A 22509-nucleotide genomic window follows, 5' to 3' on the forward strand; every position below is an offset into this window, starting at 1 on the left:
AAAAACATGGCTAGCAAGCGTGACAAGACGAAGTCGCTCGACGAGGTAGTCGGCGAACTCCGCAGCGGAATGACGATCGGCTTGGGCGGCTGGGGATCTCGCCGCAAGCCGATGGCCTTCGTGCGTGCGATTCTGCGTTCGGACATCAAGGACCTGACCGTGGTCACTTACGGCGGACCGGATCTCGGACTGCTGTGCTCGGCCGGCAAGGTCAAGAAGGCGTACTACGGCTTCGTGTCCCTGGACTCCGCGCCGTTCTACGATCCGTGGTTTGCCAAGGCGCGCACCGCCGGTGAGATCGAAGTGCGCGAGATGGACGAAGGAATGGTCAAGTGCGGCCTCGAAGCCGCTGCCGCCCGTCTCCCCTTCCTCCCGATCCGCGCCGGCCTGGGTTCGGACGTCCGCAACTTCTGGGGCGACGAACTCAAGACCGTCACCTCCCCGTATCCCGAGGCCGACGGCCGTTCCGAGACCTTGATCGCGATGCCTGCGCTCAACCTCGATGCGTCGTTCGTCCATCTCAATCTCGGTGACAAGCACGGCAATGCCGCGTACAACGGCGTCGACCCGTACTTCGACGACCTGTACTGCATGGCAGCCGAGAAGCGTTACGTCTCCGTCGAACGCATCGTCGAGACGGAGGAACTGGTCAAATCCGTTCCACTGCAGAACCTTCTGCTCAACCGCATGATGGTCGACGCCGTCGTCGAGGCACCCAATGGTGCACACTTCACGTTGGCCGGCGAAAGCTACGGCCGCGACGAGAAGTTCCAGCGTCACTACGCCGAGTCCGCCAAGACCCCCGAGTCGTGGCAGGCGTTCGTCGACACGTTCCTCTCCGGCAGCGAAGAGGACTACCAAGCCGCAGTAAAGAAGTTTGCCGATTCATCAAAGGCAGGGGAGCAGGCAAAATGAGCGAATCCACCGTCACCCGCGCAGAGTACGTTGTTCTCGCGTGCGCTGAAATCTTCTCCGGTGCAGGCGAAATCATGGCCAGCCCCATGTCGACGTCGTCCACCATCGGCGCTCGCCTGGCTCGGCTCACCACCGAACCCGACCTGCTGATCACCGATGGTGAAGCCCTCATCCTCGAGGACACTCCGGCAGTCGGAACGAAGGGCCCCGTCGAAGGATGGATGCCCTTCCGCAAGGTGTTCGACGTCGTCGCTTCCGGCCGTCGCCACGTTGTCATGGGTGCCAATCAGCTCGATCGCCACGGCAACCAGAACCTCTCCGCTTTCGGCCCGCTTCAGCAGCCGACGCGTCAGATGTTCGGTGTGCGCGGCGCCCCGGGTAACACCATCAACCACGCGACGAGCTACTTCGTCCCCAAGCACTCCAAGCGAGTGTTCGTCGACAAGGTCGACGTGGTGTGCGGTGTCGGCTACGACCAGATCGACCCCGAGAACCCGGCATACAAGTACCTGAACATCCCCCGCGTCGTCACCAATCTCGGTGTCTTCGACTTCGGAGGTCCCGGAAACACGTTCCGCGCGTTGAGCCTTCACCCCGGCGTCACGGCGGAAGAGGTAGCCGAGAACACCTCGTTCGAGGTTGCCGGACTCGCCGAGGCCGGTATCACCCGCGACCCCACCGCCGAAGAACTCCACCTCATCCGTGAGACCCTCGATCCGCGCAACCTCCGGGACCGTGAGGTCTCGGCATGACCCCCACCCTGAAGACCGCGCTGACCGAACTGGTCGGTGTCGACTACCCGATCGTGCAGACGGGCATGGGCTGGGTTTCCGGGCCCGCACTGACGTCGGCGACGGCTAACGCCGGTGGTCTCGGCATCCTGGCTTCGGCCACGATGACGTACGACGAGCTCGAGCACGCGATCAAGAAGACGAAGCAGCTCACGGACAAGCCGTTCGGCGTCAACATGCGTGCCGACGCCACCGACGCCCCGCAACGCGCGGACCTGCTGATCCGTGAGGGCGTCAAGGTCGCGTCGTTTGCCTTGGCTCCCAAGAAGGAACTGATCGCCAAACTCAAGGACCACGGCATCGTCGTCGTACCTTCGATCGGTGCCGCGAAGCATGCGGTCAAGGTCGCGTCCTGGGGCGCGGACGCCGTCATCGTCCAGGGCGGCGAAGGTGGTGGTCACACCGGCGGTGTGGCAACGACATTGCTCCTCCCCTCGGTTCTCGACGCGGTCGATATTCCGGTCATCGCCGGTGGCGGATTCTTCGACGGCCGCGGGCTGGCTGCCGCGTTGGCGTACGGCGCTGCCGGTGTCGCGATGGGGACGCGTTTCTTGCTCACCAGTGACTCTTCGGTACCCGATTCCGTCAAGCAGGAGTATCTCAAGCGCGGACTGACGGATACAACAGTCTCTCGCAAGGTCGACGGCATGCCTCACCGCGTGCTCAACACCGACTTGGTCAACAGCCTCGAAGGTTCCAGTTATGCAACCGGTTTGATCGCTGCAGCCAAGAACGCCACCAAGTTCAAGGCCATGACAGGCATGAAGTGGTCGACGCTCGCCAAGGACGGTCTGGCGATGAAGCGCTCGGGTGACCGCACGCTGATGCAGATCATCATGGCCGCCAACACCCCGATGTTGCTCAAGGCCGGACTGGTCGAGGGCAACACCGAAGCCGGTGTTCTCGCGTCGGGTCAGGTTGTCGGCATGATCAACGATCTGCCCAGCTGTAAGGAACTGATCGAAAGCATCATGGAAGGTGCTGTGGGGCGTATCGACGCGCTTGCGGCTCTTCGCTGACCCAGATTTGTCCGAGTGCGTCTCCCCCACTGCGCTTTACGCGTAGTCGAGGGAGGCGCACTCTGTGCGTTGCGGGGCACTACCCGGTCTGCCGGTGACGACGGTCCGGCACCTCGAAATACTGGGAGATTGCCACGGCGGCCATCTGCACGGGTGCAACGTGCCGATCGTCGATCTTGCCTCGAACCAGCGGGCCACTGATCGACAGACCGACTTCGGTCCCTCCCAGTGCACCGACCCGCACTCCGATACAGCCGAGTCCCGAAGTACACGTGCCGAATACGACGCCGCGCTGACCGTGGGCAATTCCAGAAGGCTGCGCGAGCGGCGAACGGCGACCCGCGGCCAAGAGCGCTTTGCCTATGGCCGAGGACCGTGCAGGAATTCGAGTGCCGACGCCTGTCTGGAGTTCGGGTATCGCCCGGCTGCCGATCTTCTGGACGTAGCGCACGTTGCTTCCCTCGAGGACTCCCAGATGGACAGCCTGATCCGTGACGAGGTGCAGGTTGTACAACAACGGCACCACCACTCTCTCGAACTTGTTTCGATACAACGAGATTGCCCCGAGGTCACCGAGCTTGTCTCCTACTTCGTACTCGAGCCCTTCTCGTCGAAGCCAGTCCATTCTCACAAGCTTCAGAAGCATCCTGTGCACGGACGACCGCGGAATTCCGGTTCGACGAGCCACCTCCCCCAGCGTCAGTCGAGGTGTGTCACGAAAGCAATCCATCACCATCGCCAGTCTGTCGAGAGTTGACATGGGTATGGGCTCTTCGGTGATCGGTCCGACCAACATGGATGTCTCCGTTCCGGTGATCCGTCCGTCGAGCGGGCACCGCTGGGCGATGTGTTCGCTGCCGACTGCCAATCTCGGCTCAGTCGGCGCGCTCCGCCAGGGCATTTCCCACCGTGCGGGAGACGAACCCGCCTGGTCACTGCCACCTGCACCTATACCGATCACCGGTTGCACCCGTTGAACCTGAGCTCACTCCTCGCCACAGTGGCACGGACAGACCCCTGAACAGAGGACGGCGTTATGACCACAATGGACCTGGGCGAAGTCGACGAATTCCGCGTCATCGACGAAGGCGTTACCCCTGAGCGGTTTGCCCGCGGCTGGCACTGCCTCGGGCTCGCGAACGATTTTCACGACGGTAATCCACATCCGATCGAGGCCTTCGGCACCAAACTTGTCGTATTCGCCGACAGCCAAGGCGAGGTGAAGGTCCTCGACGCGTACTGCCGACACATGGGTGGAGACCTCAGTCAGGGCACGATCAAGGGAGATTCGATCGCGTGCCCATTTCACGACTGGCGCTGGGGAGGCAACGGAAAATGCACGGCGATTCCCTATGCCCGCCGGGTTCCTCCGCTTGCCAAAACCCGCGCCTGGACCACGCTCGAACAGGATGACCTGCTCTTCGTCTGGCACGACCCCGAAGGCAATCCGCCTCCTGCCGAGGTCGCCATTCCGATCATCAAGTCTGCGGAGCACGAGTGGACCGATTGGGTGTGGAAGTCGATAGTCATCGATACCAACTGCCGAGAAATCGTCGACAACGTCGTCGACATGGCGCATTTCTTCTACGTGCACTTCTCGTTCCCCACCTATTTCAAGAACGTCTTCGAAGGTCACGTCGCGATCCAGGAGCAAAGTGGCATCAACCGCGACGACATCGTGACCTGGACCGACCCCGACGTGCCGAAGTTGGTCTCGAACCTCTCGGTGGCCGCCTATCACGGGCCGTCTTTCATGGTCGACGATCTGGTGTACCAGTACGAAACGTTCAAGGTGGATTCGGTTTTGATCAACTGCCACTACCCGATCAGCCCGAACAAGTTCGTCCTGATGTACGGCATCACCGTCAAGAAGACCGACGAACTTCCCGCCGGAATAGCGGACCAAACCGTTGATGCGATGATCGGTTACATCGGCGTCGGGTTCGAGCAGGACATCGAGATCTGGAAGAACAAGACTCGCATCGACAACCCGCTGCTCTGCACCGAGGACGGTCCGGTCTATCAACTGCGACGCTGGTACGAACAGTTCTACGTCGACGTCGCCGACGTCACGCCCGAGATGGTCGATCGCTTCGAATTCGAAATGGACACAAGCAAACCCATCGAGGTGTGGAAGCAGGAGGTCGCGGACAACATCGCTCGCAAAGCCGCTGCAGGGGTGGACCGATGACCATGGAACCGCTGGACTGTGAGCGGTGCGGAGCATACGTCCTCGTCGAGAAGAACAGTTGGCACCACACGTCGACTCAGTGGCGATCAGATTCTCGCACCACATGTTTGGAGTACCGCGAACACGTCGCACCGACGAGCATTCGATCCGGAAGCTGCTCCGAGTTGAGAAAGTCCATCAACAGAGCCGCAGTCGACGGGCGCATAACCGTACCCGAATGACACTCGCCCTCGCGGCCACGACAGCTCACGCAAGGGCGGCGGACAGATCCCTAGACAGCGTGCCCTTGTTCTCCACCTCGATGGTCTCGCAGCCCTGCCAATGCGCAGTTCTGCGTAGGAGTTCCGCCAACCGGGGAGCAGTGTCGGCGTCCGCGGTGGGTTCGGCCCACGCCGCGCGCACCAGCAGCCGACGGTTCTGACGGTCGTTCTTCAGATCGACTCGGGCACAGATCTTGTCGTCGATCAGGACCGGGAGCACGTAGTACCCGTGAACTCGCTTGAGGGCTGGAGTGTAGATCTCGATCCGGTAGTGAAAGTCGAAGAGCCGCAACGCTCGATCGCGTGCCCACACTACCGGATCGAAGGGGGACAACAACGCTTCCGCACGGATGGACCTGGGACGCTTCGCTTGTGGATCGATCCACACTTCTCGTGCTTTACCTCGACGCTCCCAGCCGTCGACGGATACCCGGCGCACACTGCCGGCCTCTTCGAGTTCCTGCAACGCGGTTCGTGCTTCTGCGCTGGGCAGACGAAAATAGTCGGCGATGTCGTCGAGTGTGCCCAGACCATGTGCCCTCACTCCCCGCAGCACCAGCTCGCGTATCGCCTCCGACCGCTCGACCCGTGCGTCGAGTATCTCGGGTTCAAGCATCTGCTCGGCCAGGCCGTAACGACGCTCGAAACCGGCGCGCCCCGCCGAGACCACCTCGCCCCAACGGAACAGCGTCTCGAGCCCGACCTTCACATCGGACCACCCCCACCACGGACCGCGTCGCGTGTTCGCTTCGTGTTCGATCTCGCTCGCCGCCATCGGACCGTTGTCGCGCAACTCCTGCCGCAACCAATCGAGGAAGACACTCCGATCGGAAGCCCAGCCGTCCTTGTCACCGAGTGCTTTGGCGCGAAACTGATCCATCCGCCAGCGGAACAACGGCCACATGTCCACCGGCAAGAACGTTGCCTCGTGGCCCCAGTATTCGAGGTAACCCGAGCCGGGGGCGAAGGCGAGCTGATCGAGTCGGGATTTGTCGTACGCCCCCAACCGAGCGTAAACCGGCAGGTAGTGACTGCGCTCGAAGACATTGACCGAGTCGATCTGCAGCACCTGCAACCGGTCCATCACGCCGACCAGATTGCGACGCGTGACCGTCGTGGGATGCGATTTGCCGAATCCCTGAGCGGCAAGCGCTATGCGACGGGCAGCTGCCAGTGACACGACTTCGCTCATAGTGGGCCAGACTACGCACACCCACCGACACGTTTCAGGAGGCCGATGTTCCGCGGCGCGTGGACACGGTCGAGGCGGCCTGACGGCCGAACAGTACTGCCGACATGAACATCTGCAACCTGGCCGCGTTCTCCGCGGCAGCGTCGAATTTCATCATGCGGCCGACGTCCGGAACCAGGTTGAGCGCAGCATGAACCACGAACTTCGCCTCTACCGCCGACAGTTCAGGCCGGATTTCGCGGAGTACCCGCGCCCATTCGACCACGTAAAGCTTCTGGCGGTTCTTCAGATCGCTTCGATGACTCGGCAGAAGATTGTTCATCTCGGAGAAGTAGACCGACATCAATTCGTGCTGTGCGAACGACAATTCCACGTACATCGCCGACAACGACCGGAGCGCTTCTTCGTGTGAGTCAGCGGAATCGAACACCGCTGCAGTAGCCAAGTCCAAGCGATCTGCGGCTCGATAGAATACGGCGCCGAGAAGCTCGGCCTTGCTGGGAAAGTAGCGGTACATACCGGAGGCGTTCAAGCCGGCGGCCGCAGCGATCTCTTCGATGCTGACGTCGTGATACCCGCGAGAGTCGAAGAGTCGCACGGCTTCCTGCAGCAGACGTTCGCGTTTGTTCGTGGTCACCGTTCTGGGCAACGAGGACTGCTCCAGGCGGCTCGCGGTGGTTGCGCCCTCGCCGTGATCTATCGCCAGACACGCCTCGAGCAGAACCTGCTCCATCACCCGCTGGGGCAGTAAGAGATTATGGACGGTGATGCTGCCGATCACGCTGAACATCGCTGCCACGACGAGGGTCTTTTCACGCGCCGTCATTGCCGGATCGGAGCGCGAAAGATGCCGGGCTACCCGGCGATTGACCGCACTGGCTTGCGCTCGAACGGATTTCCGATCGTCGGCTTCGAGAAACCGGCTCTCCCACCGATAGATTCCGGCCGTACGCCGATTGCGAATTGTCGTTCTTATCACTGCAATCAGATCTTCGCGCAACCGCTGCGCGTCGGTCGCTGCAGGCGCAACCGAGACGACGTCCAGGGCACTGGCGAGCGCTTCGGTCAACTCCAACGCCGCGTGGCGGAACATCGCGTACTTGTTCGGAAAGTGCCGATAGAGCGCCGAACCCGAAATACCCACAGCCGACGCGATGTCATCGACACTGACAGCTGGATATCCGCGCTCACTGAACGCGATTGCCGCCGCTGCCGAGATCTGCGCCTTGCGATCCTTCGGGCGCCTCTTGACGGAATCGGACCTCGCCTGCCGAACAATCCCACTCGACGACTGCGCGTCGACGAACTGCTCGCTCGGGCTCACCGTCTACCCCACTCTCCAGCCTTCACGCTCGAAGTACCTCGATCCGCCTGTCCAGCAGACGAGAATCAGCATAAGCATGATTCCTAGGATTCACACACATTTTTCAGCACATTGCGTTTCTTCCGCCAGATAACAGCTGGTGAAACGCCGTTCGATCACGACATACAACTTCGCCCTGGCGCCAGCCGACGAGCCCCTCACCGAGAATTTCAGTTAACAAAACGTTGCCCGAAGCCGCCGACAATGGGTAGGGTCACCGCTCGAAGCTCAGTCCCTACGGCCGCGAAGCAATCCGCCTGACAGATTCGGAATATTCGTAAACATACACGGGGCGGTGGCATGAACGGCCCCGATACTTCCACGTCAAAAGCAGAAATTCGATCAACACTGCAGACAAGTCGACGAGAATTTCGGTTCACATAATGCTTGCTTGGACACATATATGTGTGAGATGCTTCACAGGCAGTTCGCTCGACCGCCAGCGCTCGAACAGTTCGAACTCCGTGCCGAACACTGTTGATCTGCAAAGGAATTCAATTAGATGACGTACGAGCTACCAGCCGCGAAGGGCCCGGTGCGAGACGTAGCGTTACAGGGGGGCTATCTGATCGGATTCTCGGTTCAGGCACTCTTCGGCCTGTTCACGGCAATCCTCCGCAGACGACTCTCGTTGCACGAGACGGTTACTCAGACCCTGTTCATCGGCCGCGTCAGCACCGGCCCATCGTTGCTTCTCATGATTCCGATCGGTGTCTTCATCGCCGTGTCGGTCGGCGAACTGGCAGGCAGGATCGGCGCTGGTGGCTATTCCGGGGCAGTCGTGGCTTTCATCATCGTCGGTCAAGCCGCGGCATTGGTGTGCGCATTGATGATGGCCGGTGTCGCAGGATCGGCGATCTGCACGGATCTGGGTTCACGAAAGATCCGTGAAGAGATCGACGCGATGGAAGTGATGGGCATAGACGTGATCGAGCGCCTGGTCGCACCGAGATTGGTTGCAGCAGTGATCGTCTCCCTTGCACTGTGTTCGATGGTGACCTTCGGCGGTGTGATCGCGTGCTACCTGTACCACATCTACGTCCAGCATCTTCCCGCCGGAACGTTCATGGCAACGTTCAGTCAGTACGGTCGATCTTCCGACTTCGTCATGGCTTTGGTGAAGGCGGCAATCTTCGGACTCGCTTCGACTTTGGTTGCCACCTTCAAAGGTCTGCATGCAAAGGGCGGCCCTCGCGGCGTTGCCGACGCAGTCAACGAAGCGGTCGTCATTGCGTTCGCGCTCGTCTTCATCGTCAACACGGTGTTGTCCGCGTTGTACACCGTGATCGTGCCGGCAGTCGGTGAATTCTGATGTCACTCGTCGATCTCCGGATCCGAGCGCGTCAGGCCGGCAGGCCGTTACGGACCGCAGGCGACGGCTTGGTATCGCTCGGTCAGCACGTCACCTTTTACATCCGCACCATCGCCTCGATACCTTTCGCTCTCACCAAGTACCGCAAACACGTGCTCGGACAGATCAGCGAAGTCAGCTTCGGAACGAACTCGCTGTTGTCCGGCGGCGGAACCATCGGCATCGTGTTCGCGATGTCTCTCGCCGCCGCGATGATGCTGGGTGTGGAGACACATCGCGGTCTCGAACTTGTCGGCATGACTTCGCTCTCGGGCATGCTGTCCGCGGTTGCCAACACACGCGAACTTGCACCTGTTGTCGTCGCTATCGCGTTGGCAGCCAAAGTCGGAACGGGTTTCACTGCCCAGATCGGGGCCATGCGTATCTCCGACGAGATCGACGCCCTGGACTCCATGGCGATCCGATCGATCCCGTTCCTCGCCGGTACGCGGGTGATCGCTGCCATGATCTGCGTCATCCCGATCTACATGATCGGACTCTTGGCCAGCTACCTCTCGACCCGACTGGTCGTCGTGTTCTTCAACGGCGCGTCGGCAGGTACTTACGACTACTTCTTCCATCTGGCGATCTCGCCGCAGGACCTCCTGTATTCGGGACTCAAGGCGGTGGTCTTCGCCGCCGTCGTCGCGCTCGTGCACTGCGCGTACGGCTACTACGCCTCGGGCGGACCGGCGGGTGTCGGTCAAGCTGCCGGCCGCGCGCTTCGGACCGCCATCCTTGCGATCGGAATCCTCGACGTGCTGATGACTTTCGGCCTGTGGGGCCTCGTCCCCCAGATCCCGGGAATGGGGATCTGAGCCGTGGACAGACTCACTACACGCACGAAGATCGTCTATGCACTGCGCGGCACCATCGCCATCGTGGTGGCCGTCGTGGCAGCAGTGACGATGGTGCTACGCGGATCCGGAAACCTCGAGCAGAGCACCGACGTGTTCGTCGCGGTTCCGGCCACGGCGGGCCTGATCAGCGGCGAGGCACCGGTCCGGTACCACGGGGTCAACATCGGCCGAATCGGTGAAATCGAATCAGGAACAACAGAATCCGTTGTGCAACTACAGATACAGACTGACGATGCATCAAAGATTCCCGCCGGCGTGATGGCTCGCGTCGTTCCACGTACGTTCTTCGGTGACATCTACATGCAACTCGTGGACGACCCGACGCGACAGGGCCGAACGACCCTCGCGGACGGTGACGAAATCCGCATGGACGACGGACCCGAGGCCGTCGCCCTCTACGACGTGTACACCAAGCTGGTCGGAGTCCTCACAGCGATGCAACCCGAGAAACTTCAAACGGCTCTGACCGCACTCGGCCAAGCTCTGGACGGAAACGGAGCCGAGATCGGTACCACGATAGACAATCTCAGCGCCGCTTCCGGTGCACTGGCTCCTGCCGCCCACCAATTCCTGCAATCCACTCCGGAATTCCGAACTGTCGTCGACGCACTGGACCGCGCGACCCCCGACATTCTCGATACCCTCGCCGCAGCCACATCCGTCTCGAACAACATGGTCGCCAACAGGGCGAACCTCGAGACCTCGATCGGCGCGGCGGCCGTATTCGCCGCGACCGTCGACGATTTCGTCGCGACGAACAACAGCAACATCATCACTGTGATCGATTCCGCCGGAAAGATACTCGCGACCACCGCCGCCAATCCCGACGGACTGCGTTCCACTCTCGCCAACGCCAGCACGTTCGGCGCCGCCGGAGCTCGGGTCTTCGCCACCGGAAAGTTCGACATCACAGCAGTCGCCACGTTCGCCGAACCGCTCCCTTACACGGGCGCCGATTGCCCGCAGTACGGGGACTCGCGCGGCGCGCAATGTTCCGGCGCCAACCTGACGCCAATGCAACCCGTCAGTGCCCCGGTCGTGGGCGGCGAAGCCGAGGCTGCCACGCTGCGATACCTCGAAGACCAACTGCAGAGCGGCTCGCCGGAGCAGTCGGACACCCCCAACCCGGCAACAACACTGATGTTGGGGCCGCTGGTCAGAGGTAACGAGGTGACCGTCCCGTGAAGGTCCGTCCTGGCCAGGTAATTCGGTTGTCACTCTTCTGCATCACCGGCGTCGCCTGCGCGTCGTTCGTGGCGAACACGTTGTCGGTTCCGGTTCGCGGAAGCACTGATTCGTACTCGTTCGAGTTCACCGACGTCGAAGGACTCAACCCGGGTAACCCTGTCACCATGTCGGGTGTGCGCGTCGGCCGCGTGGACTCGGTCGCGTTTGCCGACAACGGCGGCGGTACGAGCAAGGCGATCGTCGACGTCGAAATCGAATCACAGTATTCACTCGAGTCGGATGTCCGTGCCGCAGTTCGTTACGGCGACATGCTGGGTGCTCGATACCTGGCACTGACCCAGGATCACAGTGCGACAACGGTATCCGCACAACAGCTCGAACCAGGTGACACGATACCGCTGGCGCAGACAACTCCGCCGATCAACTTGACCGCACTGATGAACGGCTTCAAACCGTTGTTCGCCGCACTCGAGCCCGAGCAGGTGAACACTCTCACGCGGAGTTTTGTCGAAACCTTCAACGGTCAGGGCCAAGCAATGACCACACTTCTCGATCAGATCGCGGCCATGAGTTCCGGCCTGGTAGACCGTCAGGACGTCTTCGCGCAACTACTCACGAACATGAACACTCTTCTCACCTCCGTCGACGAGCGCCAACCCGAATTGGTCAGTCTGCTGGACGGTTTGAACAGCCTGAGCACCGCCGTCGTCGGGCAGAACGATCAACTGGTCTCGCTCTTGGACCAGGGAAACCGCACTGTCTCGTCGTTGGCTCAGATCATGGCCGGGTCGAACGGCGCATTCGGTCAGACCGTGCAACAACTCGAAAGTGTCACCGGCAGTTGGATTGCGAGCACCGACGAGTTCAACAGGCTGGTCACCAACCTTCCCCAGTTCGCCGACGCCGCCAACCGTATCGGCAGCTACGGAAGTTTCATCAGCCTGTATCTGTGCAATTTCACTCTGAAGGCAGGCGACATGGAGGCCAACATCTTCGGTCCGACACATTCACCGGTGTGCTCATGATGTTCCTGGTCAAACTGATCGACGTGTTCGTCGGCATCATGCTCTTCCTGTTCAAAGGGGATCGCCGACGCAGCGGTAGCGGAACAGCTCTCGCGCTGGGTAGTCTCGGAATCTTCGTTCTGGTGGTGGGACTCGCCGCCGCACTGGGCATTCCGAAACTCTGGTACAACGTCCGCACGTCGGCATACACAGCCGAGTTCGCCAATGCCAGCGGGCTCTCCGACACAGACCCCGTCTATGTTGCCGGGGTTCCCGCGGGCCGAGTGGATTCGATCGATCTTGCCGGCGACCACGTGGTCGTCAACTTCCGCTTGGACAAGGATCAACCCTTGGGAAACCAAAGCACGGCGACTGTGAGACTCAAGACGGTCCTGGGCAAGCGTTACCTGGAGATCGTGCCGGCCGGCGTGGTCGACGACTCCGACGGGCGGGTCATTCCGCTTTCCCGCACTACGGTGCCGTACAGCCTCGACGACGTCAGCAGTGACGCCACCAATGCTGCCACGGGTGTCGACCTAGCGGCGATGGAGTCCATGATGAACACCCTTTCGCAGGTGATTCCCACGGATTCCGATCAGGTGGGCCGGGCTCTGGCCGGAATCAGCGGCGCCTCGGCTGCTTTCGCGCAGAATGGTGAGCAGATCGACCAGATTCTCAGCATGTCCCGCGAGCTGTCGGACATGGCTGCGGCACAAACCGATTCGATAGTCGGTACTGCGGCCAATGCTCAGACGATCGTTCGCACTCTTGCGATGCGCAAGGACGCCTTGACTCAACTGGTCGACAACCTGACAATCATCATCTCGAAGCTCTCGACCACCTTCGTCGATCGTCAGGAAGAGTTCGGGGCCATGACCGACAACCTGGTCGCGGTCACCACCACGCTGAAGAACAACGCAGATCAGATCGACCTGCTGCTGACTCGTCTTCCTTCCGCTCTGCGTTCGGTCACCGACTCCACCGGCACCGGTAATTGGACCGACGTCAACGCGCCGGCGGCCGTGATCCCGGACAACCTGCTCTGCGCGCTCGGAATCATGGAGGGCTGCAAGTGAACACACGAAAAGCTGTCACTGCCATGCTGGTCGTGACCCTGGCTATTGCACTCCCCGGTTGGTACGTCTTCGGACGAACCGATCAGTCCAAGACCGTCTACGCCGATTTCAGCTACGTCGGCGGGATCTACGAGGGAAGCAAGGTCACCGTCCTCGGAGTCGGCGTCGGGACAGTCACGTCGGTGGAACCTCGCGGAACTTCTGTTCGAGTGGCGATGTCGATGCCCAACTCCGTCGATCTGCCCGCCGACGCTTCGGCCTATGTTCTCAATCCGTCGGTTATCAGCGATCGCCACATCGAACTCGGTCCGGCGTACACCGGCGGAGAGACGCTGAAAGACGGCGATCAGATTCCGATCGAACGGTCCCACTCCCCCATAGATTTCGACGGGTTGATGGGAAGCGTCAGCACTTTGGCCGACGCATTTGCCGGGGACGGAGGCAATCTCGGTGATCTCGTGAGCCGCGGCGCCGCCGGATGGCAGGGCCAAGGCGATCAATTCAATACCGCAATTCGCAACCTCAGCACGGCAACCGGAGTTGTCGGCGCACGGTCGGAAGACATAGGTGCCCTTGTCGACAATCTCAACACGTTGATGAATGCTCTCGACGCGCGGCAGGTCAGCCTGGACGAACTTGTCGGTGACCTCGGCGTATTGGGTGATCAGTGGGCGGGCCAGAACATGGACATCTCACAGCCTCTGCAGGATCTGCAGGTCGTCTTCGACCAGTTGAACAGTTTCATGACAACTCACGGCGACGATGTCGGCGCAATAGCCGACAACGTGCGAGTTCTCGGTGACACTCTGGCTTCCAAACAACCTGGCCTCGCCGAGTTCATGGACCTGGTGCCGTTGATGATGCAGAATCTCTCCCAAACTATCGGCCCTGATCAGCGCGGGCGCATCCGGCTCAACGTCTCGACTGCATTGACTCAGTTCGCGGTTGCAAAACCGCTGTGCGACACCTACAAGTTGCCGATCTGCACCGGGGCCGGGTTCACGAATCCGATTTCCTTCCCCCTCAGTACTTCTGATCCGCTCGGCATCGCCTCCGCGATTTCCGGCGGAGCCGTCCCCGGAGGTGGCAATTGACGCGACACTCGGTTCGAATAGTCGCCGGTGCCACGATCATCGGTGTGGGTTGTGCGGCCGTGTTCGCCTTCGGCGGCTGTAGCGCAGGCATTCAGGACCTTCCGCTGGGTCGTGCGGCCGACGGTGACGCGTACAACGTGGCGCTACAGTTGGCCGGCGCCGACGGTCTGGTGCTGGGAGCAGACGTCCGCAGCGGCCAGAAAGTCATCGGTAGAGTATCCGCACTGTCAGCCGACGTCGTCGGAGCCGACGTGACGCTGAGTCTGGACGCCGCGACGCAGTTGCCGGACAACGTCGAAGCATCCGTCGAACTCCCGTCCGCACTGGGAAACCCTTTCATCAGACTTCGGGTGCCGGAAGTTCCGTCCGGCTCCACGCTCAGCGACGGCGACACGATTCCGGAGTCTCGCACCGAGATCGGTCCGCAGGTCGAAAGTGCACTTGCCACCCTCGGCACGGTTCTGACCGGAAGCGGTATCGATCAACTCGACACCGTTGTACGCGAACTGAACACCGCGTTTTCCGGGCGCTCGGGTGAAGTTCGTTCTCTGACCGAGACCCTCACTTCGCTGATGGCAGAGGCAAGCAGTCACCGCAGCGAGTTCGACGAGGCCGTCGACCTCGCTGCCCGGGTCTCCTCCCAACTGGCTGGGCAACGGGTAGTTGTCGACAACTACCTCGATTCCGTTCCACAGGTGGTGTCGATTCTCGTCGGACAGAAGGATCAGATTGCGAGCCTGTTGAACTCGACCGTTCAGCTCGCCACCAACGCAAACACCATCCTCGATTCCTCACCCAACGGGCTCGACGCGATGCTGCACGATGCGTCGACCGTTGTGGGAACTCTGGATTCGTTCAATTCGGAGATCGGCCAGACACTGGCGAACATGAACGGGTTGCTCGAAAACTTCACCAGGGCAGTCCAAGGTGACTACCTCGTGTTCGACGGCGCTCTGGATATTCCGGGAACGATCGACAAACTGTGGAGCGGCGGTATGGCAGGTCAATCGATCGCGCCGGCGGGAACTCTCACCGATCTACTTCAGGGAGGTCCACGTTGAGTCGCCTTGCGCTTGTTCAACTCGTCCTGTTCGCTCTGATCGCCGCTGTAGTCATCCCTTTCGGAATCGTCTACGTGGTCGGCCCTCAGGGTTTCGGTGGCCAAATCCGGCTGCACGCCAACATGTCCGACGCCTTCGGACTTACCAAGGGCACGGTCGTCACGTATCGCGGAGTGCAGGTGGGGAAGGTGAGCGAAGTCGAACTCGACGCAGGCACCCGCTCGGCTCGGGTGGAACTCTCACTCAACGACAACACGGAGATACCCACCGACAGCGTCGCCAAGGTGACGATGGGTACAGCCGCCGGAATCCAGAACGTCGACATCTACCCCACCACGGATCACGGCCCCTATCTCCGAGATGGCGACGAGATCGCCATGCCCGCGGATCAGCAGCCGGTGCAGATGAGCCAGTTGATGCTTCAGGCGTCCGGTGTCCTGGAAGGGATTGATCCACAAGCGATCAGCGACATCGGGACCGAATTGGGGAAATCGTTCAACGGGCTCGGCCCGAGCTTGGCGACGATGATCGACAACGGTGGGACCATGTCGGCGCAGTTGAACGACCAGTCGGCGGAACTCGCCGCGCTGCTGTCGCGAACCTCCACGTTGGTGGACTCCATGGCGACACAATCGGATTCGTTTGTCCGAGGAATGGCGGCTGCCAAGAACTTCACCGAACAACTCGAATCCAACGCTCCGGTGCTGATCTACCTCACCGATCATTCGCCCGCCGCCCTGAACAGCGCTCAACAGTTGTTCGACAAGTACCACAACACTTTCGGAGCGGTCCTGGCCAATCTCGTCACCGTCGCACCGATCATCTCCGACCGCACGGACGCCCTGGAAACCGGACTGGTCACGATCCCCGAAGGACTTGCCAAACTGGCATCCATCGTCAAAGGCGATCGCGCCGATTTCGCGTTGGTTGCCACGCAAGGGCCGGTGTGCAACTACGACACTCCCAGGCGAGAGGTAGGCGATCTCTCCCCCACCAGTCCGAGTCTGGCGATGTACTGTCCCCCCGCCGACGACCTCGTCCAACGCGGAGCACAGAATGCTCCCCGCCCGAACGACCTCGGATTGCAGAACTCGACGGTCCCTGGCACGCCGATCGGACCGCCCGTCGTCCCAGATCCGATTCTGATTCCGACCGGAGTCGACGCCCTGAACTACTGGAGATTGATGTTGGAAGGACTGGGAAATGGCACACGGTGACAACGCACTACTCGACGAGGCAGAAGCCGAGGTGGCCGAACATCCGACTTCTCCGTCGCTACTTCGCCGCCTGAAGGAGCCACGCAACGCACTGATCTCACTAATGGCGGTAGCGCTGGTCGCAGCATTGGTGGTTCTCGGATTCCAGATGTACTCGGCGAATCAGGAAGACACGCTGCGGCAGGAAGCGCTGGACACCGCGAGGGAGTACTCGACCATCATGTCCTCCTTCGACTATCAGAACCTCGATGCCAACAAGGACACCATCGCGTCGATGTCGACCGACGAATTTGCCGGCACCTACCGAACCATGGTCGATTCACTGCGCGAGGTTGTCGCTGGAGGCCAAGGTCAGGCGAGCGCGACAGCGACAGACGTCGGCATCGACACGCTCGAAGATTCGTCGGCCGAAGTACTCGTGTTCGTCGACCAGCAGGCCAAGAACGTTGCTGCGCCAGAAGGCAATACACAGAAGTACCGGATGGTCATATCCCTGGTCCGCTCGGACGACCGGTGGCTCGTGAGCAACGTCGAGACCAAGTAACTCACCCCTCACGGAGGAAGATCGATGCCCACTCACTACCTGGATTCGGAAAAGTCCGAGTCGTCTCTTCGAACCGATCAGACACGCATCACCGTCACGGCCGAGCGTAGGCGGTGGGCACGTAAACCCGCACACATCACCGACGCACTCGATTTCTGGTCGTTCGCCGGAGCCGCTGCCAACGTCATCCTGCAACTCGGTTGGCCCGAGGTGGCATACGGCGTCATGGAGAGCAAGGTCGAATCGGGTGCTCTGACAGTGCATCCGTGGAAGCGCGCACGAACCACGACGCAGTACCTGACGGTCGCGATCCTGGGTAACGAGGAAGAGCGAAAGGCTTACCGCGAGGCCGTGAACTCGGTGCACCGATATGTGAAGTCGGATTCAAACAGCCCGGTCAAGTACAACGCCTTCAATCGCGAACTCCAATTATGGGTTGCTGCATGCCTGTTCATCGGTTTCGAAGACAGTCATCAGTTGCTGCACGGCAAGATGTCCGAAGAACAGGCGGAATCGTTCTATCAGTCCGCATCAACGTTGGGAACGACGCTGCAGGTCACCGAGGAGATGTGGCCGGCCACCCGCGCCGACTTCGAGCGCTACTGGAACCTCGGTTGTGAACGCGTCGTCATCGACGAACGCACCAAGCAGTATCTGGTCGACCTCGTCAACCTTCGAATGATCACGTGGCCGATACGCCTGGTGTTCCGAAACTTGCTGCGGTTCCTGACGGTCGGATTCCTACCACCGATCTACCGCGACCAACTCGACCTCGAATGGACCGAAGACGATCGCCGCCGATTCGAACACCTCTTCATTTTCGTGTCGTTCGTCAACAGGTTCATCCCACGCTCCATCCGTCAGGCCGGCAACACCATTCAGATGCGCGACATTCGCCGTCGGATCAAGGCGAGCAAGAATCTCGTTTGAGCCCAGGACCGGCAGCGCGATGATCGTTTCAATTCTGCTGCGCTGCAGGTAAATCGGGTCGGTCGGTCGACAACCGATCACGGCTGGACAGGGGTTCCAGAGCGACTGAAATCGGGTCGAAAAGCCGACAAACCGGGCCGATCGAGCGACACATTCGCCGCGCAGCGACGCCGTCGAGGCGCTTTTGAAGTGACTTGCATCACACTTTATCTCGTTTATGTAACGCCATGAGAGGTGGCATATCGCCACGCGACCTGGGAAAACACTCTTTGATGCATTTCTGTTGCACAAACATGTGTCGACACGCCGACCCGTGACCAATCCGTAATCATCTCTTATGGTTGGTGACAGCCCGATCAACCGGGCATTACCGAATCGCCACCGCCCGTCCCACCCCGCGGTTCGGACTCGACAACATTCCTAGTGGTGGGAGCGGAGCTGAGACGGTCACCGTCCTCCGTCGGCGGGACTCGAGAGGATTTACAAAAAATGACCAAGACCACCGTTACCCGTGCCCTTGCCTCTGTCGCCGCAGCCGGAGCTCTCGCAGCCGGAGCCGTCGGACTGACCGCCGGCACCGCATCTGCAGCCACCCACGACTGGTCGGGTGTCGCAGAATGCGAATCTTCGGGCAACTGGGCTGCGAACACCGGAAACGGCTACTACGGCGGACTCCAGTTCAGCCAGAGCACGTGGGAAGCCTACGGCGGAGCGGGCAGTGCCGCCAACGCCAGCCAGGCAGAACAGGTCCGCGTCGCGGAAAACGTCCTCGCCGGTCAGGGCGCCGGCGCGTGGCCGGTCTGCGGACAGTACCTCCGCTGATTCCAGCTCACATAATGCGTCACTGCCCGGTGTTCGTCGAATTCTCGACGAACACCGGGCAGTGTCTTTCAACCGACAGTTATCTTCCGCTGCCACTGCTGTTGAAAGAAGTTACGTCAGTGCGTGATCCATCAGGATGCCGCGGCGCGAGCGAGGTGTACCGGCTGGCCTTACTGTCACCCATCAACCTACGAAGCCGCATCCACCATCGTTGGAGCATCCGTCGGACCCGGCTACCCGAAGTGACCGGCGCCGCCGTAGACGCGTACGGGATGGGTTCCTTGCGCACATAGTGCTCCATAACCCCAGCTTAGCCCTCTTTCGATGCCCAAAGGCTCGATTGCAACCACTGCCTCGCAGCCCTTACAACGACCGAACAAACCGTTCCGGCGAACTCGGTGGCCCATCCTTGACCAGGCGGGCGAAGCGGTCGGGTAAATCTCGTGGCCCGAACACTTCTCGACCTTCGTGTGACAGAAGGCGGTCAACGCTCCACCACTCGAAGTGCTCGACAAACTCGGCGGCAAGCGCTTCGCGCCCCAACGACCCACAGGGCTCGAATGCAGCCTCCACCGGCACGAGGAAGTAGTCGTTGATCGCACCGTCCCAACCCGGCAATACTGTCGGATCACGGATCTCCTCATGCCACACGTGGGTGGCGGCGCCGTAGTCGCGCAAGCCGATCTCCTCGTCCAGTTCGCGCGCGAGCGCCTCGGACGGGATTTCGTCTCCTTCCAAGCCTCCGCCCGGAGGACACCAGACCGTCAGCCCGCCCCCGGGTGCGATGAATCGATAGAGCAGAAGACGGGACTGGTCGTCAACGACCAACCCTCTGGCCGAATGCCTCAGATGCATGAGTGCCACTGTAAGGCGGCAGGTCAGGCCATAACGACCAACTCCGGCAACCCTGCAACCACAACCGCAAGGTTGTAGCCGGACATCCGCAGTTCTCCGTTGTCCCCGGTCCTCGCGTACTCCGCATGCCCGAAAGCCCGCTCGTGTTTGACCCCGTCCGGGGTGACTCCTTCAGCCGTGGACAACCGATGAAACTCGGTGCGCGTCGGATCGCCGCCGAAACGGCCGAACCCCGCGATGCTGTCGCCTTCCGCTTTCATGACATAGACGTGGCGGTCGGCGATACCGAGGTCCGATTCCACCTTGGCCCGCACGCCGGGCGAACCGTAGAACACCACGTCGTCGACTGCTGCGCTGGCTCCGCGCTGCAGCGCAAGAGAAGTCGCGAGCGATCCGTAGGAATGGCCCAGCGCTGTGATGTGGACGCGGTCGTTGACCGACGCAGCACGAAGGCCGTGAAAGAAGCTGCCCAATGCGTCGGCGGCTATGCCTGCTTTGGACGATCGACTGACGTCGAAGCTGGCCCGACCGATGTCGAACTTTCCAGGCCCGATCACCTGTGGCGCGTCGTATCCGATCCAGGCGATGGTGGCCACGCTTTCCCTTCGGCCGGCCAGTTCGAGTTGGCGCATCGCCTCGGCTCGCAATCGTGTTGCCTCGCCGACCATTCCGCGCATCGAGTCCTTGACGTTGGTGTTCAATCCAGGAATCGTCACGGAGATGTGATCCGCGGTGTCCGGATCACCGATCGCAATTGCGGCGAAGCCTCGTTCACCCGAGCGCATGTCCATCAGCAGCAATCGTCGACAAGGTTCGGCATGGAACAACTCGTCGAGCGCGTCCAAATCCTCGAGTTTACGTTCGGCGTACCACTGGCCGGCCCCGGTGTTGCTCAGTCTGCCGCCGAAGAACTCTCGGTGAAGTTCTTGCGAGATTCGCACCGAATCATCTTGCAGCCGTGCTCGTTCCGATTGAATCCGATCGAGATTGGCAGGACTGCGAACCGCTGCAGGAATTCCGTCGAGGTTGGCGATCAGATCGGGTGCATGGCGCAACCTCTGACGCTGCCGATCAGGGCTGAACGCTCGCCACTCCTCCCCCACTCGCACAGCTTTGTCACGGAGGTCGGTGCCGACCTGGGACCGGAGCGACAACGCATGATGAAGATCCGCGCTGACGAGTAATGCCTCACCGATCAGTTCTCGCACTGCAACCTCGAGCAACTGGGCGTGCACGTGGAGCGGGTGACCGTCGGCGATGGGCGCAACGGCAGAGACGGTTCCGTCCTGACGAATATGCAAATCGTCGGCGACGGCTTCTTTGCGCAGAGTGGTCAGTCGTCGACGGATGTCGCGGACGCGGTGAGCGACCAGAACGCCTTCCAGCCCAGCGGACAGTTGATCCAAGGCTTCGACGTCCCATACGTCGATATCTGTGAGATCCACTCGGGTCAGGACGAACGAGCAGCGATCCGAGCCTGTACTTCCGGGCGACGCAACGGCGGGACGGTCTGCGGTGGCTGTCTACGAGGCGGCAGGGCGCTGAGCAGGCGTGTCGTCGTTTCGGTTACCTCACGCACCGCTTGCTCGAAGGCGTCTCGATTGGCGTCGGACACCTTGGCTATCCCACTCACCTTACGTACGTATTGGCGAGAGGCTGCCTCGATCTCCTCCGGCGTAGCTGCGGGCTCGAGTCCACGAAGTTCAGTGATGTTTCGGCACATAATTCGACGATAACCCTGCTCACCGACGCCGTCACGGTTCGATACATCAATGTATCCAAACTGCCACGCAGATTCGGGCATCACGGTAGTTTCAGTGAAATTCCCCCAGTGACTGGAAGTAGCCACTAACTCATGGACTCTGCACTCACCTCCGTCGGCCTACCCGCCGCACTCGCCATCATCATGTTCGGCCTCGGGCTTTCCTTGACGGTCGGAGATTTTGCCCGCGTGGCAAAAGCGCCGAAAGCCGTCTCGATTGCCCTGATCTGTCAGTTGTTGTTGCTCCCGGCTGCGGCCTTCGGCCTGGTCACGTTGTTCGACCTCGATCCACTGCTCGCCGTCGGCATGATGCTTCTCGCCGCATCACCGGGCGGCACGACCGCAAACCTGTTCAGCCATCTGTTCCGCGGCGATGTTGCTCTCAATGTGACACTGACTGCGGTCAATTCGGTGATTGCGGTGGTGACCCTTCCGCTGATCACCAACTTCGCGCTGGGGTACTTCGAACCCGAAGACGCGGACGGCACCCTCGGACTGCAGTTCACGAAGGTACTTCAGGTCTTTGCCGTCGTACTGATTCCTGTCGCCCTCGGAATGTGGGTTCGATTGCGCTCGAGCGCCTTTGCCGAGCGCATGGACAAACCCGTCCGCATCGGATCTGCGGTGGTTCTGGCACTGGTGATCGTCGGAACGGTTGTATCCGAACGCGAGAACATCGCGGACTATCTCGTCGACATCGGTGCCGTCGCTGCGTTGTTCTGTCTGCTGAGCCTTTCGATCGGTTACGTCGTTCCCTGGATATTCGGCATCGAGGACCGACAAGCCATCGCCAGTTCCATGGAAATCGGCATCCACAACAGCACGCTGGCGATCACCATCGCCGTCAGCCTTCTCGACAATGTGCAATTGGCAGTACCGGCGGCGGTGTACGGCGTTCTGATGTTCCCGCTCGCCGCGGCCTTCGGCGCCACTATTACCCGTAAGTCACGGACATTGGCCGAAATCGACTAAGATCAGGCGGTTTTCGATATAGGTGATCTGGTATCGCCGACC

22 protein-coding genes and 2 pseudogenes are annotated in these 22509 nt (G+C 60.9%); 17 read left to right on the plus strand and 7 right to left on the minus strand.

Annotated elements, in window-relative coordinates; translation table 11 throughout:
- Positions 1-6: 6 nt before the first annotated feature.
- Genes ipdA through V3587_RS10820 form a run of 3 tightly spaced genes read left to right on the plus strand, consistent with a single transcriptional unit; the run spans position 7 to position 2725 of the window.
- Positions 7-915, plus strand: coding sequence for a cholesterol ring-cleaving hydrolase subunit IpdA (gene ipdA, locus V3587_RS10810; RefSeq protein ID WP_003945662.1), 909 nt, complete (start codon positions 7-9; stop codon positions 913-915).
- Entirely contained in the window at positions 912-1667 is a 756-nt protein-coding gene (locus tag V3587_RS10815; protein ID WP_003945796.1) for a CoA-transferase subunit beta, read from the plus strand. Before ipdA ends, V3587_RS10815 begins: the two co-directional genes overlap by 4 nt.
- The gene (locus V3587_RS10820) at positions 1664-2725 is read left to right on the plus strand and encodes an NAD(P)H-dependent flavin oxidoreductase (RefSeq protein WP_283376583.1); all 1062 of its coding nucleotides are present in this window, start codon (positions 1664-1666) and stop codon (positions 2723-2725) included. The genes V3587_RS10815 and V3587_RS10820 overlap by 4 nt, the downstream gene beginning before the upstream one ends.
- 79 nt (positions 2726-2804) lie before the next feature.
- On the opposite strand, the gene V3587_RS10825 is transcribed toward V3587_RS10820, so the two are convergent.
- Positions 2805-3350 carry an IclR family transcriptional regulator domain-containing protein gene (locus V3587_RS10825; RefSeq protein ID WP_317829748.1) on the minus strand — a complete coding sequence of 182 codons (546 nt, stop codon included), beginning with the start codon at positions 3348-3350 and terminating at the stop codon, positions 2805-2807.
- Between the two features lie 39 nt (positions 3351-3389).
- Positions 3390-3461: pseudogene (locus V3587_RS10830) on the minus strand (helix-turn-helix domain-containing protein); the annotation flags it as partial.
- Here V3587_RS10830 and V3587_RS10835 point away from each other — a divergent pair.
- On the plus strand, positions 3436-3702 hold the full coding sequence (locus tag V3587_RS10835; RefSeq protein ID WP_172436575.1) for a hypothetical protein: 267 nt from the start codon (positions 3436-3438) through the stop codon (positions 3700-3702). The pseudogene V3587_RS10830 and the gene V3587_RS10835 overlap by 26 nt on opposite strands.
- Positions 3703-3761: 59 nt before the next feature.
- Positions 3762-4916, plus strand: a complete 1155-nt coding sequence (locus tag V3587_RS10840; RefSeq protein WP_166810686.1) for a Rieske 2Fe-2S domain-containing protein — start codon at positions 3762-3764, stop codon at positions 4914-4916.
- 246 nt (positions 4917-5162) lie between these two features.
- Here V3587_RS10840 and V3587_RS10845 read toward each other — a convergent pair whose 3' ends face one another.
- Both V3587_RS10845 and V3587_RS10850 read right to left on the minus strand, forming a co-directional pair.
- On the minus strand, positions 5163-6368 hold the full coding sequence (locus tag V3587_RS10845) for a winged helix-turn-helix domain-containing protein (RefSeq protein WP_283376581.1): 1206 nt from the start codon (positions 6366-6368) through the stop codon (positions 5163-5165).
- Positions 6369-6402: 34 nt separating this feature from the next.
- Positions 6403-7692 carry a TetR/AcrR family transcriptional regulator gene (locus V3587_RS10850; RefSeq protein WP_283376580.1) on the minus strand — a complete coding sequence of 430 codons (1290 nt, stop codon included), beginning with the start codon at positions 7690-7692 and terminating at the stop codon, positions 6403-6405.
- Between the two features lie 541 nt (positions 7693-8233).
- On the opposite strand from V3587_RS10850, the gene V3587_RS10855 reads away from it, so the two are divergent.
- The 11 genes and pseudogenes from V3587_RS10855 to V3587_RS10905 form a co-directional block, all read left to right on the plus strand.
- Positions 8234-9043, plus strand: a complete 810-nt coding sequence (locus V3587_RS10855; RefSeq protein ID WP_095970986.1) for an MlaE family ABC transporter permease — start codon at positions 8234-8236, stop codon at positions 9041-9043.
- Positions 9043-9900 carry an ABC transporter permease gene (locus V3587_RS10860; RefSeq protein ID WP_095970985.1) on the plus strand — a complete coding sequence of 286 codons (858 nt, stop codon included), beginning with the start codon at positions 9043-9045 and terminating at the stop codon, positions 9898-9900. The genes V3587_RS10855 and V3587_RS10860 overlap by 1 nt, the downstream gene beginning before the upstream one ends.
- 3 nt (positions 9901-9903) lie before the next feature.
- A complete protein-coding gene (locus V3587_RS10865; RefSeq protein ID WP_283376579.1) occupies positions 9904-11127 on the plus strand; it encodes an MCE family protein in 1224 nt (407 codons plus the stop codon).
- Positions 11124-12155 (plus strand): MCE family protein, encoded by a 1032-nt coding sequence (locus V3587_RS10870; protein WP_283376578.1) that lies wholly within the window; start codon positions 11124-11126, stop codon positions 12153-12155. The genes V3587_RS10865 and V3587_RS10870 overlap by 4 nt, the downstream gene beginning before the upstream one ends.
- Entirely contained in the window at positions 12155-13210 is a 1056-nt protein-coding gene (locus tag V3587_RS10875) for an MCE family protein (RefSeq protein ID WP_124569050.1), read from the plus strand. The genes V3587_RS10870 and V3587_RS10875 overlap by 1 nt, the downstream gene beginning before the upstream one ends.
- Positions 13207-14304 (plus strand): MCE family protein, encoded by a 1098-nt coding sequence (locus V3587_RS10880; RefSeq protein ID WP_124568839.1) that lies wholly within the window; start codon positions 13207-13209, stop codon positions 14302-14304. The genes V3587_RS10875 and V3587_RS10880 overlap by 4 nt, the downstream gene beginning before the upstream one ends.
- Positions 14301-15365, plus strand: coding sequence for an MCE family protein (locus V3587_RS10885; protein WP_283376577.1), 1065 nt, complete (start codon positions 14301-14303; stop codon positions 15363-15365). The genes V3587_RS10880 and V3587_RS10885 overlap by 4 nt, the downstream gene beginning before the upstream one ends.
- On the plus strand, positions 15362-16582 hold the full coding sequence (locus V3587_RS10890; RefSeq protein ID WP_283376576.1) for an MlaD family protein: 1221 nt from the start codon (positions 15362-15364) through the stop codon (positions 16580-16582). The genes V3587_RS10885 and V3587_RS10890 overlap by 4 nt, the downstream gene beginning before the upstream one ends.
- Positions 16569-17126: a mce associated protein mas1a gene (locus V3587_RS10895; RefSeq protein ID WP_235171323.1), complete on the plus strand. Its 558-nt coding sequence runs from the start codon at positions 16569-16571 to the stop codon at positions 17124-17126. Before V3587_RS10890 ends, V3587_RS10895 begins: the two co-directional genes overlap by 14 nt.
- A gap of 24 nt (positions 17127-17150) precedes the next feature.
- Complete coding sequence (locus V3587_RS10900; protein ID WP_283376575.1) at positions 17151-18056, plus strand: oxygenase MpaB family protein; 906 nt, start codon at positions 17151-17153, stop codon at positions 18054-18056.
- A gap of 489 nt (positions 18057-18545) precedes the next feature.
- A pseudogene (locus V3587_RS10905) lies at positions 18546-18872 on the plus strand (transglycosylase family protein); the annotation flags it as partial.
- 369 nt (positions 18873-19241) lie between these two features.
- Here V3587_RS10905 and V3587_RS10910 read toward each other — a convergent pair.
- The 3 genes from V3587_RS10910 to V3587_RS10920 are packed head-to-tail and all read right to left on the minus strand — an operon-like array spanning position 19242 to position 21456.
- Positions 19242-19733 carry an NUDIX domain-containing protein gene (locus tag V3587_RS10910; protein WP_200313768.1) on the minus strand — a complete coding sequence of 164 codons (492 nt, stop codon included), beginning with the start codon at positions 19731-19733 and terminating at the stop codon, positions 19242-19244.
- Between the two features lie 23 nt (positions 19734-19756).
- Complete coding sequence (locus V3587_RS10915; protein ID WP_331700272.1) at positions 19757-21178, minus strand: alpha/beta hydrolase; 1422 nt, start codon at positions 21176-21178, stop codon at positions 19757-19759.
- 5 nt (positions 21179-21183) lie between these two features.
- Entirely contained in the window at positions 21184-21456 is a 273-nt protein-coding gene (locus V3587_RS10920) for a DUF2277 domain-containing protein (protein ID WP_003945457.1), read from the minus strand.
- Between the two features lie 132 nt (positions 21457-21588).
- Here V3587_RS10920 and V3587_RS10925 point away from each other — a divergent pair, with 132 nt between their 5' ends.
- Positions 21589-22467 carry a bile acid:sodium symporter family protein gene (locus V3587_RS10925; protein ID WP_283376573.1) on the plus strand — a complete coding sequence of 293 codons (879 nt, stop codon included), beginning with the start codon at positions 21589-21591 and terminating at the stop codon, positions 22465-22467.
- The last annotated feature ends 42 nt before the right edge of the window (positions 22468-22509 follow it).

Origin of the sequence: Rhodococcus sp. IEGM 1306 (assembly GCF_036541985.1) — a bacterium.
Taxonomy (GTDB): domain Bacteria; phylum Actinomycetota; class Actinomycetes; order Mycobacteriales; family Mycobacteriaceae; genus Rhodococcus_F; species Rhodococcus_F qingshengii.

What these genes read in the sequence shown, in the direction of transcription:
- V3587_RS10925 (WP_283376573.1), top strand. Translation starts at nt 21,589, where the DNA reads ATGGACTCTGCACTCACCTCCGTCGGCCTACCCGCCGCACTCGCCATC.
- V3587_RS10825 (WP_317829748.1), bottom strand. Translation starts at nt 3,350, where the DNA reads ATGGACTGGCTTCGACGAGAAGGGCTCGAGTACGAAGTAGGAGACAAG.
- V3587_RS10875 (WP_124569050.1), top strand. Translation starts at nt 12,155, where the DNA reads ATGTTCCTGGTCAAACTGATCGACGTGTTCGTCGGCATCATGCTCTTC.
- V3587_RS10910 (WP_200313768.1), bottom strand. Translation starts at nt 19,733, where the DNA reads ATGCATCTGAGGCATTCGGCCAGAGGGTTGGTCGTTGACGACCAGTCC.
- V3587_RS10920 (WP_003945457.1), bottom strand. Translation starts at nt 21,456, where the DNA reads ATGTGCCGAAACATCACTGAACTTCGTGGACTCGAGCCCGCAGCTACG.
- V3587_RS10900 (WP_283376575.1), top strand. Translation starts at nt 17,151, where the DNA reads ATGCCCACTCACTACCTGGATTCGGAAAAGTCCGAGTCGTCTCTTCGA.
- V3587_RS10855 (WP_095970986.1), top strand. Translation starts at nt 8,234, where the DNA reads ATGACGTACGAGCTACCAGCCGCGAAGGGCCCGGTGCGAGACGTAGCG.
- V3587_RS10895 (WP_235171323.1), top strand. Translation starts at nt 16,569, where the DNA reads ATGGCACACGGTGACAACGCACTACTCGACGAGGCAGAAGCCGAGGTG.
- V3587_RS10820 (WP_283376583.1), top strand. Translation starts at nt 1,664, where the DNA reads ATGACCCCCACCCTGAAGACCGCGCTGACCGAACTGGTCGGTGTCGAC.
- V3587_RS10815 (WP_003945796.1), top strand. Translation starts at nt 912, where the DNA reads ATGAGCGAATCCACCGTCACCCGCGCAGAGTACGTTGTTCTCGCGTGC.
- ipdA (WP_003945662.1), top strand. Translation starts at nt 7, where the DNA reads ATGGCTAGCAAGCGTGACAAGACGAAGTCGCTCGACGAGGTAGTCGGC.
- V3587_RS10840 (WP_166810686.1), top strand. Translation starts at nt 3,762, where the DNA reads ATGACCACAATGGACCTGGGCGAAGTCGACGAATTCCGCGTCATCGAC.
- V3587_RS10860 (WP_095970985.1), top strand. Translation starts at nt 9,043, where the DNA reads ATGTCACTCGTCGATCTCCGGATCCGAGCGCGTCAGGCCGGCAGGCCG.
- V3587_RS10845 (WP_283376581.1), bottom strand. Translation starts at nt 6,368, where the DNA reads ATGAGCGAAGTCGTGTCACTGGCAGCTGCCCGTCGCATAGCGCTTGCC.